We start from the raw sequence: 13,367 nt of genomic DNA, 5'->3' as shown, positions 1-13,367 counted from the left end.
GTTATTGAAGTGTATGTTATTAAAAAACTATCGGTTATGGTATTCACGCTATGGGTCATTACGACAGTAACATTTTTAATTATGCATATTATTCCAGGTGATCCGTTTTCATCAGATGCGAAAATCTTTCCTGAAGAAGTAATACAAAACATGAGAGCGAAGTATCACCTTGATGAACCGTTATGGAATCAGTATGTTGCTTATTTGGATGGGGTAGTTCATTTTGATTTTGGCGAATCTGTTCAATCGACAGGTCAAGGTGTATCGGAAATTATAACAACTGGTTTTGGACCATCAGCAATTATTGGTTTACAAGCACTTGTTATTTCATTGTTAGTCGGAATTGCCGCAGGTACATTTGCCGCGCTATATCATGGGAAAGTGATTGATTATAGTGTGAGCTTGCTTGCGATTCTCGGTATTTCTATTCCTAGTTTTATTTTAGCACCACTATTTATACAAGTATTCGCCATACAATTTGAATTACTACCAGTGGCGTCTTGGGGAACATTTGAGCATACTGTATTACCCTCCTTCGCATTAGCGTTAGGACCAATCGCAGTTATTACAAGATTTGTTCGCTCTAATATGATTGAAGTGTTGCAGAGTGATTATATTAAGCTAGCGAGAGCGAAAGGTATACCAATTAAGAAAATCATTATAAGACATGCTCTTCGAAATGCGATTGTTCCGGTACTTACATTTGTTGGCCCATTAATGGCTGGACTTTTAACAGGGACTTTCGTTATTGAAAAAATCTTTTCAATTCCTGGTTTAGGAAAATATTTTGTAGACAGTATTTTCAACCGAGATTATCCGGTGATTATGGGAACAACCATTTTCTATAGTGCGCTATTAATTGTATGTATTTTTATTACAGATATCATTCATCGTATTGTTGATCCGCGCATTCGTTCTATTACGTAAGGAGGGTGATGTTTAAATGGGGGCTTATGAAATTAATGACCAGTTATTAACGAATGAAGAGAAAAAAGAATTAACGATAAATAAAGATCAGCAAACGATTAGCCGGAAAAAGGAAGTGTTTCGCAAGTTTATATCAAACCCTATAGCAGTTTTAGGGGCAGTGACGTTATTACTAATTATTGTTTTCTCGCTTATTGGCGAAAGTTTAACGCCATTTACTGCGAGTGAACAAGTAAAAGAAGCAACTAATTTACCGCCTAGTAGTGAGCATTGGTTCGGAACAGACGATTTAGGGAGAGATATTTGGGCGCGTACTTGGGCTGGTGGGAAAATTTCATTAACAGTTGGATTGGTAGCAGCAGCTCTTGATATAGGGCTTGGTGTACTTATCGGTGGCTTTAGTGGATATGTGAGAGGACGTAATCGTCTTGGAACGTTAATTGATGAGTGGATTATAAGAGGGATTGAAGTGTTATACGGTATCCCATATTTACTGATTGTTATTTTACTATTAATCATTATGAAACCAGGACTTTTTACAATTATTATAGCTCTTGCGTTAACGGGATGGATTGGCATGGCACGTCTCATTCGGGCGCAAGTACTTTCATTGAAACAAAGAGAATTTGTTATTGCAGCAGAGCGATTAGGTACATCTCATATGAAAATTATATATGGGCATTTAATTCCAAACTTAACAGGGATTATTATCGTCAATTTATCATTCACAATTCCAGCAGCTATTTTCTCAGAATCATTTTTAAGTTTTATCGGACTTGGAGTACAATCACCAGCAGCGAGCTGGGGCACGATGACAAACGATGCACTCGGGACATTACTAAGCGGAGAGTGGTGGCAACTTTTCTTCCCGGCAATCATGATTGCATTCATCATGTTCGCATTTAATGCGATTGGTGATGGTTTGCAAGATGCGATTGATCCGAAAATCGTAAAACGTAATCGAAAGGAGAAAAAACATGGCACAAATCTTATCTTTAGAAAACGTAACGTTGGCCGTTGAAAAAGAGAATAGTAAGCAAGCAATTGTGAAGCATGTTTCCTTTTCTATTAACGAAGGTGAAATAGTTGCACTTGTCGGAGAAAGTGGTTCAGGGAAAAGTGTTACAGCACAATCAATTATCGGCTTAAATCAAGAATCGATTCATATTGATGATGGAAATATATCTTTCCAATCAAAGGAATTAACGGATTTACAAGAATCAGAATGGAATCAAATTCGCGGGAAAGATATTTCCTTTATCTTTCAAGACCCGCTTTCATCTTTAAATCCGACGATGAAGGTTGGAAGACAAATTACAGAAGTAATTGCGCAGCATGAAAAGAAATCGAAAAAAGAGGCAAAAGAAATTGCAATTAACTTACTAAATGATTTAGGGATACATGAAGCAGAGAAACGCTTTGAACAATACCCGTATCAGTTGAGCGGAGGTATGAGGCAGCGTATTTGTTTAGCAATTGCATTTGCTTGTCACCCGAAGCTCGTTATTGCAGATGAACCTACAACAGCATTAGATGTAACGATTCAAAAGCAAATTATGGAGTTGTTAAAAGAAAGAAAGGAAAAACAAAATACGAGTATTTTATTAATTACACATGATTTGGCACTTGTACGTGAAGTAGCTGACCGAGTAGTAGTTATGTACGGGGGACGTGTTGTTGAAAAAGGAACGATACAAGAAGTAATTGGCTCACCTAAGCACCCTTACACAAAAAGTTTATTGCAAGCAATTCCGAATATGGATGATTCAGAAAAGGTACTTAGAGCAATTGAGGGAACAACACCTTCAATTGAAACGTTAAATAGTTTTGGATGCCCGTTTGTGAATCGTTGTCCTGTAGCGATAAAAGAATGTATTCATCGATTCCCAGAGAGAACAACATATTCTGAGGAGCATAGTTCACATTGCTGGCAGCATATTCTGGAGCATAATAAAGCGAAATCAAAAGAGAGGGTGAATGCCTCATGACGACAGATTTAATTACTGTAAAGCAAGTAACGAAAACGTATGGAAGTAAAAATAAAGAAATCGCAGCGTTAAAAGGTATATCACTTTCTATCCCAAAAGGAACAACGCTTGGCATTATTGGAGAAAGTGGTTCTGGAAAGACAACACTTGGTAAGCTCATAGCTGGGATCGAGCGTCCAACGTCTGGTGAAATTGATTATAACGGTCAAGTTGTTCACAAGCTGAAGTCAGCTCATAAGCGGGATTTCTTGCAGAAAGTACAGTTCATTTTTCAAGATTCCACAGCTGCATTAAATCCGCGCTGGAAAGTACGCGATATTGTAACAGAAGGCTATATTTCATTCGGTTTAGGCGATAAAGGATTGAAAGATAAAGTCGCAGGTGATGCACTAGAGCGTGTTGGATTAGATAGACGATATATTGATCGTTATCCCCACGAATTTAGCGGTGGACAACGTCAACGTATTGCCATTGCAAGAGCGCTATTATGTGAGCCAGAAGTATTAATCCTTGATGAACCAATTTCAGCATTAGATGTTTCACTGCAAATCCAAATTGTACATTTGCTGCAAAAGATTCAAAAGGAACAAGGCTATACATATTTATTTATCGCACATGATTTACCGATGGTTCACTATTTATGTGAAAAAGTGGCTGTCTTATACAAAGGAGAACTTGTTGAATTTGGAAATACGGAAGAAGTATTCCGTAATCCACAACATTCTTATACAAAAACATTATTAGCATCAACACCAAAAATTTCAGGTTAAAGGAGAATGTAGGATGAAGAAATTTTTACTGTTTGTCATTATGACTGTTTTAGCAATTACTTCTGTCGCTTGCGGTAAGAAAGAGACGCAAAAGGCGAGTGCTGGTAAGGGAGACGGGGATCGATTAGTAACGAATATTAGCAGTGATCCGTATACGCTTGATTCTGCCATTGCGACAGATAGCACGTCAGGTTACATAATTGGACAGTTGTTTTCAAGTTTATATACGCAAGATAGTGATGGGAAATATCAAAATGAATTGGCAGAGAAAGAAGAAGTAAATGCGGATGGAACTGAATATACAATTCATTTAAAGAAAGATATTAAATGGTCAGATGGCTCTTCTATTACAGCAAATGATTTTGAGTTCGCATGGAAGCGATTATTAAACCCGAAAACAGGTTCTATGAATGCGACAGAAATGTATTTTATTAAAGGAGCAGAGGCATATAATACTGGAAAAGGTGAAGAAGGACAAGTTGGTATTCAAGTCGTTGATCCTCAAACATTAAAGGTAACACTTGAGCACCCAGTTGCTTCTATTAAACAAAAATTAGCAAGTTCATTATTTATTCCATTATCTAAAAAATCAATTGATGATAATAATAAATTAAAAACAGATCCAAAAGAGTTAATTACGAACGGACCATTCACGTTAAAAGAATGGAAGCATAACCAAGCTATTACAGTACAAAAAAATAAAGAATACTATGATAAAAAGGTAACATTAAAAGAAATTGAGTTTCGTATTATTCCAGATTCTAAAACAGCGTACCAATTGTACAAGTCAAAAGAATTAGATTTGCTAAGTAGCTTACCACAAGAGATGATTGAAAAAGAAAAAGGAAACAAAGAATATAAGCGTGTTGCAGGATTCTCATCTTATATTTATTCGTTTAACGTAGAAAAAGAGCCGTTTACAAATGCAAAAGTACGTAAAGCATTTTCATTAGCGGTTGATCGTAAGTTTATCGTTGAAAAACTGTATAAAAATAATGCACAAGAAGCATATGCTTTTGTTCCAGAAGGGGCAAAAACACAAGGTGGTCGTGATTTCCGTAAAGAAAAAGGCGATTACGTAAAATTCGATTCAGCAGAAGCGAAAAAATTATTAGAAGAGGGCATGAAAGAGCAAGGTTGGTCTACATTACCTGAAGTAACATTAAAATTCACTACAGATACACAACATAAAAAAGTAGCAGAAGCAATGCAAGAAATGTTTAAGAAAAATCTTGGTGTAGATATTAAATTAGAAAATAAAGAGTGGAAGAGTTACATCGACACATATAAGCAAAGTGATTTCCAATTAGCTTATATGGGATGGGGCGGCTCTCTATTGGATCCGATTACTAAACTAGATTTATATGCAGGTGATGGTCCAAACAACTATGCAAAATGGCATAATAAAGAATTTGATGCTTTAGTAAAAGAGGCAAAAGTTGAACAAAACGAAGATAAGCGTTTTGACTTATTGCATAAAGCAGAAGATATTATGTTTGATGATACACCATTAATCCCAATTATTTTCCCAAGCTCTTCATATTTACAAAAATCATCAGTATCTGGCGTCCAATTCATTATCGGTTCTAGTCCAGAACTAAGATACGTAAAAATTAAAAAATAAAGAAGTAGGCAACCGCCTACTTCTTTATTTTATTTCTCTTTTATATTCTTTTTTCGTTCCATCAGAGAAGACAACTTCTAAATCGAATTTTTGGTAGTCTTTATCAAGTTTGAATACATTTACTACTTGATCAATTACTTCTTGATCTGGTGTGTTTTTATCGAATTTTAATTCTTGTAGAAGAGGGCTTAATTTTGTAATAGCTTCGTCGCCTGTGAACTTTACATCTGTTTTATGATCTTCAATTTTTGCTTCCATTTTCTTGTCCGCTGCTACATTTTTATAATCAGCTTCGTAGTCTTTCTTTGTATCTTGATAGTCTGCCTTTAAATCAAATTGATTAAAGTTTAGTTTTAAATCTGCAGGAGCCTCATTTTTTGCTTCTTCAGTCGTTTTCTTATTAGAAGTTGTATCTTCTTTTGCAGGAGCTTTACATCCTGTTAATGCAGGTACTAGCATAAGAGCTAATAAAATTGATAGTAAAATTCTCATTATAAATTCCTCCTTATGTAACTTCTTTCTATACAAGTTTTTCCCAATTTCATGTAATTATGTATGTGTTGAAAATAAATTATTTACTTATAGCTTTAAGAATTAATCCGCAATTTAAATCAAAAATGATTTGTATGTATATGGTAAATTAAAGTTGTAAGGAGGTACTGAAATGCATGAAGAATATAAAGAGATGATAAAAAAAGCAATCGAATATATAGAGAATCATTTACATGAAGAGCTTACAACAGAAAGAGTGGCATTTCACGGGGCAGTATCGATGTACCATTTTCATCGTATTTTTCAAAGTTATATTGGGATGAGTGTAACGGATTATGTTCGTAAGAGAAGATTAACTCATGCTGCACAGGCTTTAGTATCGACTGAAAGAGCAGTCATTGATATTGCAGTGCAAAATGGCTTTTCCTCACAAGAGGCATTTACTAGAGCTTTTAAAAGAATGTTTCAATTACCACCAAAAAAATATCGGAAATATTTCCAGTCATTTTATATAGAAAGAGAGGGCGTTTCAATGGAAAAAGGTATACCGAAAGGATGGGTATTAAGTGGAAGTCATCCTGCTGAATATGAGATGGGTTTAGATTACGAAGTTGTTCATCAAGGAAAAGTATCTGCATATATAAAAGGAAAAGAGAACGTTACACACGGAGGGTTTTCAACATTAATGCAAATGTTCCGAGCGGAAAAATATGTAGGTAAGAGGTTGCGTTTAACAGCATTTATTAAGAGTGAAAATGTAAAAGACTGGGCAGGATTGTGGATGCGAGTAGACGGAAAAGATACAGAGCCTATTGCTATGGATAACATGCAAAATCGTCCAATTAAAAATACGAATAACTGGCAATCATACTCGGTTGTACTAGATATAAAAGAAGAAGCACTTGGTATTGCATTTGGTGTTTTATTATCAGGAGAAGGCTGTGTCTGGCTAGATAGTATTCGTTTTGATGAAGTGGATGAAAAAATTCCTTCAACAGATTTGGCAGAAAACTTTTATGAAACACTCCTAGAAGAGCCGGTGAATCTGCAATTTGAAGAGGTAGAAAAGTAAAAAGTAAGGAGAAAAGGTATGCTCAAATATGTAAAACTAATAAGTATTAGTTTAGTAGTATCATCGTGTATTATGGGAATCAACTATTTAATTAGTTATCTTTGGTCAGGGCATATACCTTCTTTGACGTGGAGAACATATTTGATATTTATGGTTATATTTATGATGAATTTTGGTTCAATACAAAAAGAGAGCTATGAAGAGAGTTGATAATCGTCCTTTTAGTCTTCTTAGTATTAATACATATGTATTTATCACTGCATTGGAAAAACAGGTTTGCCGTTCGGGATTATTTCCCGCAACATATGCAGCGAATGGTTATTACACAATAATATTTGGTGGAGTTAATTTAGCGGAAAATATTATTTCATTATTACTTATTATACTAGTTACACAATTGGTAGCGGGAATCACTATAGGTATAAAAGTGATAGTAAAGAGGGGAAGTTCTGTAGTTAAAGAAGCATAAAGTAAAAAAGGTATCCTTCGTGGGATACCTTTTTTACTAGTGTTTATTATTTTGCAACTTCTGTCCACTTGTAGTTAAATTCACCGCCGAAGTCAGTTGTTACAAGTCCTTTAATGAAAGAGCGTTGTAAGTAAGAGCGACCTTGTTGGTATAAAGGAGCGACAGCACCATCTTGTAATAAGATTTTTTCAGCTTGCTTCATTGCTTCCCAGCGACCTTTTTCATCACCAGCTAAATCAGTTTTTACTTTACGAATAAGCTCGTCGTACTCTTTGTTAGAGTATTTATCGAAGTTATAAGCACTATCTGTTGTGAATAGATCTAAGAATGTAATAGGATCCGCGAAGTCAGGGCCCCAGCCATCGATTCCAATTTCGTAATCACCACTTAATAGTAGTTTTAACTGTTGTTTACGTGGTTGAGGTTTTAAATTCACTGTTAATCCATCTAGATTCTTTTCTAATTCACCTTTTAAATATTCACCAGTTTTCTTAGCTAAAGCATTATCACTTGTTAATAGTTCAATTGTTACTTTGTCAGTACCAAGTTCTTGTTTCGCTTTTTTCCAGTTTTCTTTTGCAGATTTCACATCATCTTTGACTAGATTTCCATTCTCTTTACGGAAGTCATTACCGTCTGGACTTTTTGCGAATTTCGCAGGAACCATTCCTTCTGCTGGGATTGCACCGTTATTTAAAATTGTTTCTACGTACGCTTTTTTATTCATTGCTTCGTTAATAGCGAGGCGTGCATGTTGATTTTTTAATACTGCATTTTTCTGATTTAGTCGTAAGAATTGGATACCGACTTCAGCGCGTTCCTTGAAGTTGGAATCGTTCTTATACTTATCAACAAACTCCGCAGTTAAAGCAACACGATCAATTTGTCCTGAATCATATAAGTTAACTTCTGTAGATTTATCTTTAACGACATTGAAGTTGATTTCTTCTAGTTTTACAGTTTTAGCATCCCAATAGTTAGGGTTCTTCTTCAATTGGAAGCTTTGTTCATGTTTCCAGTTATCTAATGTGAAAGCACCATTGTAAATTAAATGATTTGTTTCTAAACCGTATTTATCGCCTTGAGATTTTAAATACTCTTCATTGATTGGTAAGAATGTTGCAAATGTCGTTAAGCTTAAGAAGTAGGGAACAGGGCGGTCCAGTTGTACTTCTAAAGTTTTATCGTCAAGAGCTTTAACGCCTAATTGATCGATTGCTACTTCTTTTTGGTTTATTTGTTTCGCATTTTTTATATCAAAGAATAAGAATGCATATTCAGCAGCTGTTTCAGGGTTAACGGCACGTTGCCAAGCGAAAATAAAATCTTTTGCTGTAACAGGAGTACCGTTTGACCATTTTGAATCACGAAGATGGAAAGTATACTTTGTTTTATCCGGACTAATGTCAACCGATTCAGCAACACCAGGGATCGGTTTATTATCTTCTCCTATAGCATATAAACCTTCAAAAACATTTCTCATTACATTCATGGATTCCCCATCCGTCGCTTTTGCAACATCCATTGTTGGAATTTCTGAAGCAAATGATAAGTTAATCGCTTGTTTATCAGGTGCTTTATCGTTCGCTTTTGCTCCGCCTGCATTATCTTTATTTCCCCCGCAAGCAGTTAGTAGTAGACTTGCCCCTAAAACAGATGCAACAACAGGTACAACTTTTTTCTTCATTGTTCTTTCCTCCCTAAATGTGTTGTTCGTAACGTCATAATGTCCATGTCTTGAAGTGTAGCTATAGAAGGAGAGAAAACCTATTATAAATATGTGTATATAGGTAATCAGGTATTCTATATGTATATACATGTTGAACTATAATCTATCGTTATATGTTTCAACTTAGTAGACATTACATTTTGATGGTGAAATATTTTGTTTCTTTGATTATTTAGAATATTAACACTGGAAAGAACTATATGTCAATAATAAAAAGTGGAGTGTTAATTTCTTGGAATAATATATTGAAAAAGCAGATTTCCTCATATTAGGGAATCTGCTTTTAATATATTTTGCTAAAAAAACAATGGGTGTGGGTGAGAACACGATGATCTAAGTTGCATTTTATCCCGCATTAACGGGCAGTAAGATCCTCACCTCAAAATTCAGTGAAAGCAAAGAAGTTAGGGGGGATCAACTGCCCGTAAAAGCCCGATTGGTGAGGGCTGATTAAAGTTTCACTTTATTTTTCAATTTTTGCCCATTTGAAGTTTAATTGACCTGCAAAGTCTACTTGCACAATGCCTTTCACATAAGAACGCTCTAAATAAGATTCTCCTTTTTGGTAAAGAGGAGCAATAACAGAGTCCTTAAATAAGATTTTTTCTGATGCTAGTAACGCTTCCCAGCGAGCTTTTTCATCACCAGCCAAAGTAGTTTTAACTTTTTCAATTGTGTCATCAAACTCTTTATTAGAGTAATGATCTAAATTGTAAGGGTTATTCGTCGTAAATAGTTCAAGGAATGTAATTGGATCAGCAAAGTCAGGGCTCCAACCGTCAATTCCAATCTCGTAGTCACCTTTTAATAAGAGTGAAACTTGTTGTTTACGTGGTTGCGGTTTTATATTTACCGTTAAGCCATCTAAATTCTTTTCTAGTTGTCCTTTTAGGAACTCACCAGTTTTCTTCTCAAGGTCACCATCACTTGTTAATAATTCTAATGTTATCTTTTCAGAACCAAGTTCTTTTTTTGCTTTCTTCCATAATTCTTGTGCAGATGTTGTATCAACTTTTGTTAAATCGCCGTTTGCAGTACGGAAGTCTTTTCCATCAGGCCCTTTTGCAAAGTTTTTCGGCACGAGACTAAAGGTTGGTGTAGAGCCATCATTTAATAACGTATTTACAAAAGATTTTCGATCAATTGTTTGATCGATTGCTTGGCGTGCAGAAACGTTTTGAAGTACTTTGTTTTGCTGATTCATACGTAAAAACTGTACCCCTACGTTCGGACGTTCTTTAAAGTTAGCATCCTTTTTATATTTATCAACGAAGTCAGATGTTAGTTTTATACGGTCTAATTGTTTGGATTCGAATAAATTTACTTCTGTTGATTTCTCTTTCACAACGTTGAAATTGATTTCTTCGAGTTTGACATTATCTTTATCCCAATAGGTAGGGTTTTTCTTAAATTTAAAGCTTTGTTCATGCTTCCAATCACTTAGTGTAAAAGCTCCGTTGTACAAGATTTTGTTATCTTCTAAAGCGTACTTATCACCTTGTGCTTTAAAGAATTCCTCGTTGATTGGTAGAAATGTTGGGAACGCCGTTAAGCTAATAAAATACGGAACAGGGCGCTCTAATTCTACTTCAAACGTATGGTCATCAACTGCTTTTATACCAAGTTGATCGGATGGGAGTTCTTTGCTATTAATTTTTTTAGCGTTTTTAATATCCAGGAATAAAAAAGCATATTCAGAAGCTGTTGCTGGATCGACAGCTCTTTGCCAAGCGAAGACAAAATCTTTCGCTGTTACAGGTGTGCCGTTCGACCATTTTGAATCTCGTAAATGGAATGTGTATTTCGTTTTATCAGCACTTACTTCATGAGATTTCGCAACGCCAGGAACAGGTTTATTACCTTCACCAAGATTGTATAAACCTTCAAATACGTTTCTCATTACTTGACCAGAATCAGTATCTGTAGCACGAGCCGTATCCATTGTTCGAATCTCAGTAGGTGAAGATAAGTTTAAAACTTGCTTACTAGGTGCCTCATCTTTTGCATTTGCTCCGCTCGCTTCGTTTTTATAACTAACGCAACCAGATAATAAAATACTTACTCCTACAACTGATGCAATACCGGGTACAAACTTCTTTTTCATTTGATTTTCCTCCTAAATAGTTAATAAGATTGGATGATGATGAGGGAAATGAAAAACAAAAAATCCCTCTTTTCGTATTGAGAAAGAGGGATTTTTACGTACAAGTTATGCACCCGTATATAAACGAAGTCCCTCATTCTATCTTTCAAGCACAAAGCTTGCAGGAAGTGGCACAGTATTCAAAATGAACCTGCTGCCGAGGTTTCAAAGGGCCAGTCCCTCCACCTCTCTTGATACAATGAGAATAAATTTTATTAATTTTTGTGTTTCTTTGATAATTCAAAATCTTACACCTTAGATAATGAAGTGTCAATCAAATGGAATATAGTTCAAATTTTCAGTTTTATTAAAAATAAAAAAACCACTGCATATGGCAGTGGTTTCCCTACTAGAAGTTAAAGTTATCTGGATCTGGACCAACGCGATGATTTTCATTTAAAGCTTGAATTGCTTTCATATCATCCGAGCTTAATTCAAAGTCAAAGATGTTTGCATTTTCAATAATGCGGTGTTCTTTAATAGACTTAGGGATTGTTACAACTTCATTTTGTAGATCCCAACGTAAAATAACTTGTGCAGTCGATTTATTATATTTCGTAGCGATTTCTTGTAATGTTGGGTGATTAAGTAGCTGCCCCTGCATTAATGGTGACCAAGCTTCAAGCTGGATGTTATGTTCTTTACAGAAGGCATGTAATTCTTCTTGTGCTAAACGTGGGTGGTATTCCACTTGGTTAACCATTGGTTTAATTTCTGCAATTTCAAATACGTCTTGCAAATGGTGAATATGGAAATTACTCACACCGATAGCACGAACACGACCATCTTTATAAAGCTGCTCTAAAGCTTTCCATGATTCAGTGTATTTTTCTTTTACAGGCCAATGTACTAAATATAGATCTAAATATTCTAGACCTAATTTTTCTAATGTAGTTTCAAATGCTTGTAGTGTTGACTCGTAACCTTGATCACTATTCCACACTTTTGAAGTGATGAATAACTCTTCACGAGGAATACCAGATTCTTGAATTGCCTGTCCAACGCCTTCTTCGTTTTTATATATCGCAGCAGTATCGATACTACGGTATCCATTTTTTATAGCTGCTTTTACAGAATCAATTACTTCTGTACCATCTTCAACTTTAAAAACACCCAAGCCGAACCAAGGCATTTTCACGCCGTTATGTAATGTTGTATAGTCGTTTAAACTTGTTAAAGTCATATTAATTCTCCCTAGCTTTTTTATTGGTCGCTTCAACTGCTTGTTGAATGACTTCTGAAAAATTATTTTCATATAGAACTTTTAAGCCTTCAGCCGTTGAACCTCCTGGTGTTGTTACTTGTTCGCGGAGCATAGCTGGATCCTGATTTTGCTGGAGCATAGCGGCAGAGCCAGCAATCATTTGAATGACAAGGTGTTTTGCTGTTTCCTCATCAATACCATAGCTTTTCGTTGCTTCAATTAAACCTTCAGCAAAGTGATAGAGAAAAGCGGGTGCACTACCAGTAACTGCGGTAAGTTGGTGAACTTCCTCTTCGGTACAAAACTGTGAGGTACCGATACCTTTTAAAAGAAGTTGTAACGTTTCTTGATGTGTTTCATCTACAGAATGTCCCGTCGTATATAAGGAGATAGACTTTCCAATCCCAGCAGCTGTATTTGGCATAATCCAAGCAACAGGTGTCCTTTGGGGAAGTCTTTCTTCTAGATAAGATGGTCCGATTCCGGCAGCAACTGTCACGACAAATTGATTAGTTAGAAGAGGGGATAGATCCGCTAATAGCTGTTCATGTGCGACAGGCGGCATTGCTAAAACGATTGTATCTACAGATTTAATATGCTGTTTCCAATCTGTTGTAATCGATAGATCATATTGAGTTTGTAATTGCGTTAGTTTTTCTATGTTACTTCGGTTGGAAACAATAATTTCTTCGATGTATTCTTTACTTGTTGTAAGTAGTCCAGCAAATATAGCTTCTGCCATACGACCGGCACCAATAAATAAAATTCGATGTTTATTAGGCATATCCTTTATTCCTTTCTGATGAGAATATGTTATAAAAAACGATAACATTTTTAAGAGAATTTTGTAAAAAGAAACGGCTTATCGTAAGTGGAATAGATGAGTGGGGAGTTTTACAGGAGAAAATTTATAGTAAGTATAAGAGTTATTTCTTATACTGTTGATAGG

13 protein-coding genes and 1 riboswitch are annotated in these 13,367 nt (G+C 35.5%); of the genes, 8 read left to right on the top strand and 5 right to left on the bottom strand.

Annotated elements, in window-relative coordinates; translation table 11 throughout:
* The first annotated feature begins 9 nt into the window (after positions 1-9).
* Genes AC1DS7_RS23625 through AC1DS7_RS23605 form a run of 5 tightly spaced genes read left to right on the top strand, consistent with a single transcriptional unit; the run spans position 10 to position 5,309 of the window.
* Positions 10-927 carry an ABC transporter permease gene (locus AC1DS7_RS23625; protein ID WP_002140132.1) on the top strand — a complete coding sequence of 306 codons (918 nt, stop codon included), beginning with the start codon at positions 10-12 and terminating at the stop codon, positions 925-927.
* Between the two features lie 16 nt (positions 928-943).
* On the top strand, positions 944-1,948 hold the full coding sequence (locus tag AC1DS7_RS23620; protein ID WP_002029386.1) for an ABC transporter permease: 1,005 nt from the start codon (positions 944-946) through the stop codon (positions 1,946-1,948).
* Complete coding sequence (locus AC1DS7_RS23615; RefSeq protein ID WP_016103278.1) at positions 1,905-2,915, top strand: ABC transporter ATP-binding protein; 1,011 nt, start codon at positions 1,905-1,907, stop codon at positions 2,913-2,915. The genes AC1DS7_RS23620 and AC1DS7_RS23615 overlap by 44 nt, the downstream gene beginning before the upstream one ends.
* Entirely contained in the window at positions 2,912-3,685 is a 774-nt protein-coding gene (locus tag AC1DS7_RS23610; protein ID WP_002140134.1) for an ABC transporter ATP-binding protein, read from the top strand. The genes AC1DS7_RS23615 and AC1DS7_RS23610 overlap by 4 nt, the downstream gene beginning before the upstream one ends.
* A 13-nt stretch (positions 3,686-3,698) precedes the next feature.
* On the top strand, positions 3,699-5,309 hold the full coding sequence (locus AC1DS7_RS23605) for a peptide ABC transporter substrate-binding protein (protein ID WP_002140135.1): 1,611 nt from the start codon (positions 3,699-3,701) through the stop codon (positions 5,307-5,309).
* 24 nt (positions 5,310-5,333) lie between these two features.
* On the opposite strand, the gene AC1DS7_RS23600 is transcribed toward AC1DS7_RS23605, so the two are convergent.
* On the bottom strand, positions 5,334-5,801 hold the full coding sequence (locus AC1DS7_RS23600; RefSeq protein WP_002140136.1) for a YusW family protein: 468 nt from the start codon (positions 5,799-5,801) through the stop codon (positions 5,334-5,336).
* Between the two features lie 172 nt (positions 5,802-5,973).
* On the opposite strand from AC1DS7_RS23600, the gene AC1DS7_RS23595 reads away from it, so the two are divergent.
* The 3 genes from AC1DS7_RS23595 to AC1DS7_RS23585 are packed head-to-tail and all read left to right on the top strand — an operon-like array spanning position 5,974 to position 7,342.
* Positions 5,974-6,873 carry a helix-turn-helix domain-containing protein gene (locus AC1DS7_RS23595; protein ID WP_002140137.1) on the top strand — a complete coding sequence of 300 codons (900 nt, stop codon included), beginning with the start codon at positions 5,974-5,976 and terminating at the stop codon, positions 6,871-6,873.
* Positions 6,874-6,891: 18 nt separating this feature from the next.
* On the top strand, positions 6,892-7,083 hold the full coding sequence (locus AC1DS7_RS23590) for a hypothetical protein (protein WP_476999242.1): 192 nt from the start codon (positions 6,892-6,894) through the stop codon (positions 7,081-7,083).
* Positions 7,070-7,342, top strand: a complete 273-nt coding sequence (locus AC1DS7_RS23585) for a hypothetical protein (protein ID WP_002091435.1) — start codon at positions 7,070-7,072, stop codon at positions 7,340-7,342. The genes AC1DS7_RS23590 and AC1DS7_RS23585 overlap by 14 nt, the downstream gene beginning before the upstream one ends.
* A 46-nt stretch (positions 7,343-7,388) precedes the next feature.
* Here AC1DS7_RS23585 and AC1DS7_RS23580 read toward each other — a convergent pair whose 3' ends face one another.
* From AC1DS7_RS23580 to proC, 4 genes are all read right to left on the bottom strand, one after another.
* Positions 7,389-9,029: a peptide ABC transporter substrate-binding protein gene (locus AC1DS7_RS23580; protein ID WP_002124743.1), complete on the bottom strand. Its 1,641-nt coding sequence runs from the start codon at positions 9,027-9,029 to the stop codon at positions 7,389-7,391.
* Positions 9,030-9,534: 505 nt separating this feature from the next.
* Positions 9,535-11,175, bottom strand: coding sequence for a peptide ABC transporter substrate-binding protein (locus AC1DS7_RS23575; protein ID WP_215588668.1), 1,641 nt, complete (start codon positions 11,173-11,175; stop codon positions 9,535-9,537).
* Positions 11,176-11,310: 135 nt separating this feature from the next.
* Positions 11,311-11,415, bottom strand: a riboswitch (SAM riboswitch).
* Positions 11,416-11,563: 148 nt separating this feature from the next.
* Positions 11,564-12,397, bottom strand: a complete 834-nt coding sequence (locus AC1DS7_RS23570; protein ID WP_061689444.1) for an aldo/keto reductase — start codon at positions 12,395-12,397, stop codon at positions 11,564-11,566.
* A 1-nt stretch (position 12,398) separates the two neighbouring features.
* The gene (gene proC, locus AC1DS7_RS23565; RefSeq protein WP_215588669.1) at positions 12,399-13,202 is read right to left on the bottom strand and encodes a pyrroline-5-carboxylate reductase; all 804 of its coding nucleotides are present in this window, start codon (positions 13,200-13,202) and stop codon (positions 12,399-12,401) included.
* Between the last annotated feature and the right edge of the window lie 165 nt (positions 13,203-13,367).

The organism is Bacillus sp. P4_E1 (assembly GCF_056401715.1).
The sequence above is the reverse complement of the archived record's forward strand: the minus strand, read 5'-3'. Positions and strand labels throughout refer to the sequence as shown.

Coding starts and splice junctions, on each gene's coding strand:
- AC1DS7_RS23620 (WP_002029386.1), top strand. CDS start 944: ATGGGGGCTTATGAAATTAATGACCAGTTATTAACGAATGAAGAGAAA.
- AC1DS7_RS23615 (WP_016103278.1), top strand. CDS start 1,905: ATGGCACAAATCTTATCTTTAGAAAACGTAACGTTGGCCGTTGAAAAA.
- AC1DS7_RS23610 (WP_002140134.1), top strand. CDS start 2,912: ATGACGACAGATTTAATTACTGTAAAGCAAGTAACGAAAACGTATGGA.
- AC1DS7_RS23605 (WP_002140135.1), top strand. CDS start 3,699: ATGAAGAAATTTTTACTGTTTGTCATTATGACTGTTTTAGCAATTACT.
- AC1DS7_RS23600 (WP_002140136.1), bottom strand. CDS start 5,801: ATGAGAATTTTACTATCAATTTTATTAGCTCTTATGCTAGTACCTGCA.
- AC1DS7_RS23595 (WP_002140137.1), top strand. CDS start 5,974: ATGCATGAAGAATATAAAGAGATGATAAAAAAAGCAATCGAATATATA.
- AC1DS7_RS23590 (WP_476999242.1), top strand. CDS start 6,892: ATGCTCAAATATGTAAAACTAATAAGTATTAGTTTAGTAGTATCATCG.
- AC1DS7_RS23585 (WP_002091435.1), top strand. CDS start 7,070: ATGAAGAGAGTTGATAATCGTCCTTTTAGTCTTCTTAGTATTAATACA.
- AC1DS7_RS23580 (WP_002124743.1), bottom strand. CDS start 9,029: ATGAAGAAAAAAGTTGTACCTGTTGTTGCATCTGTTTTAGGGGCAAGT.
- AC1DS7_RS23575 (WP_215588668.1), bottom strand. CDS start 11,175: ATGAAAAAGAAGTTTGTACCCGGTATTGCATCAGTTGTAGGAGTAAGT.
- AC1DS7_RS23570 (WP_061689444.1), bottom strand. CDS start 12,397: ATGACTTTAACAAGTTTAAACGACTATACAACATTACATAACGGCGTG.
- proC (WP_215588669.1), bottom strand. CDS start 13,202: ATGCCTAATAAACATCGAATTTTATTTATTGGTGCCGGTCGTATGGCA.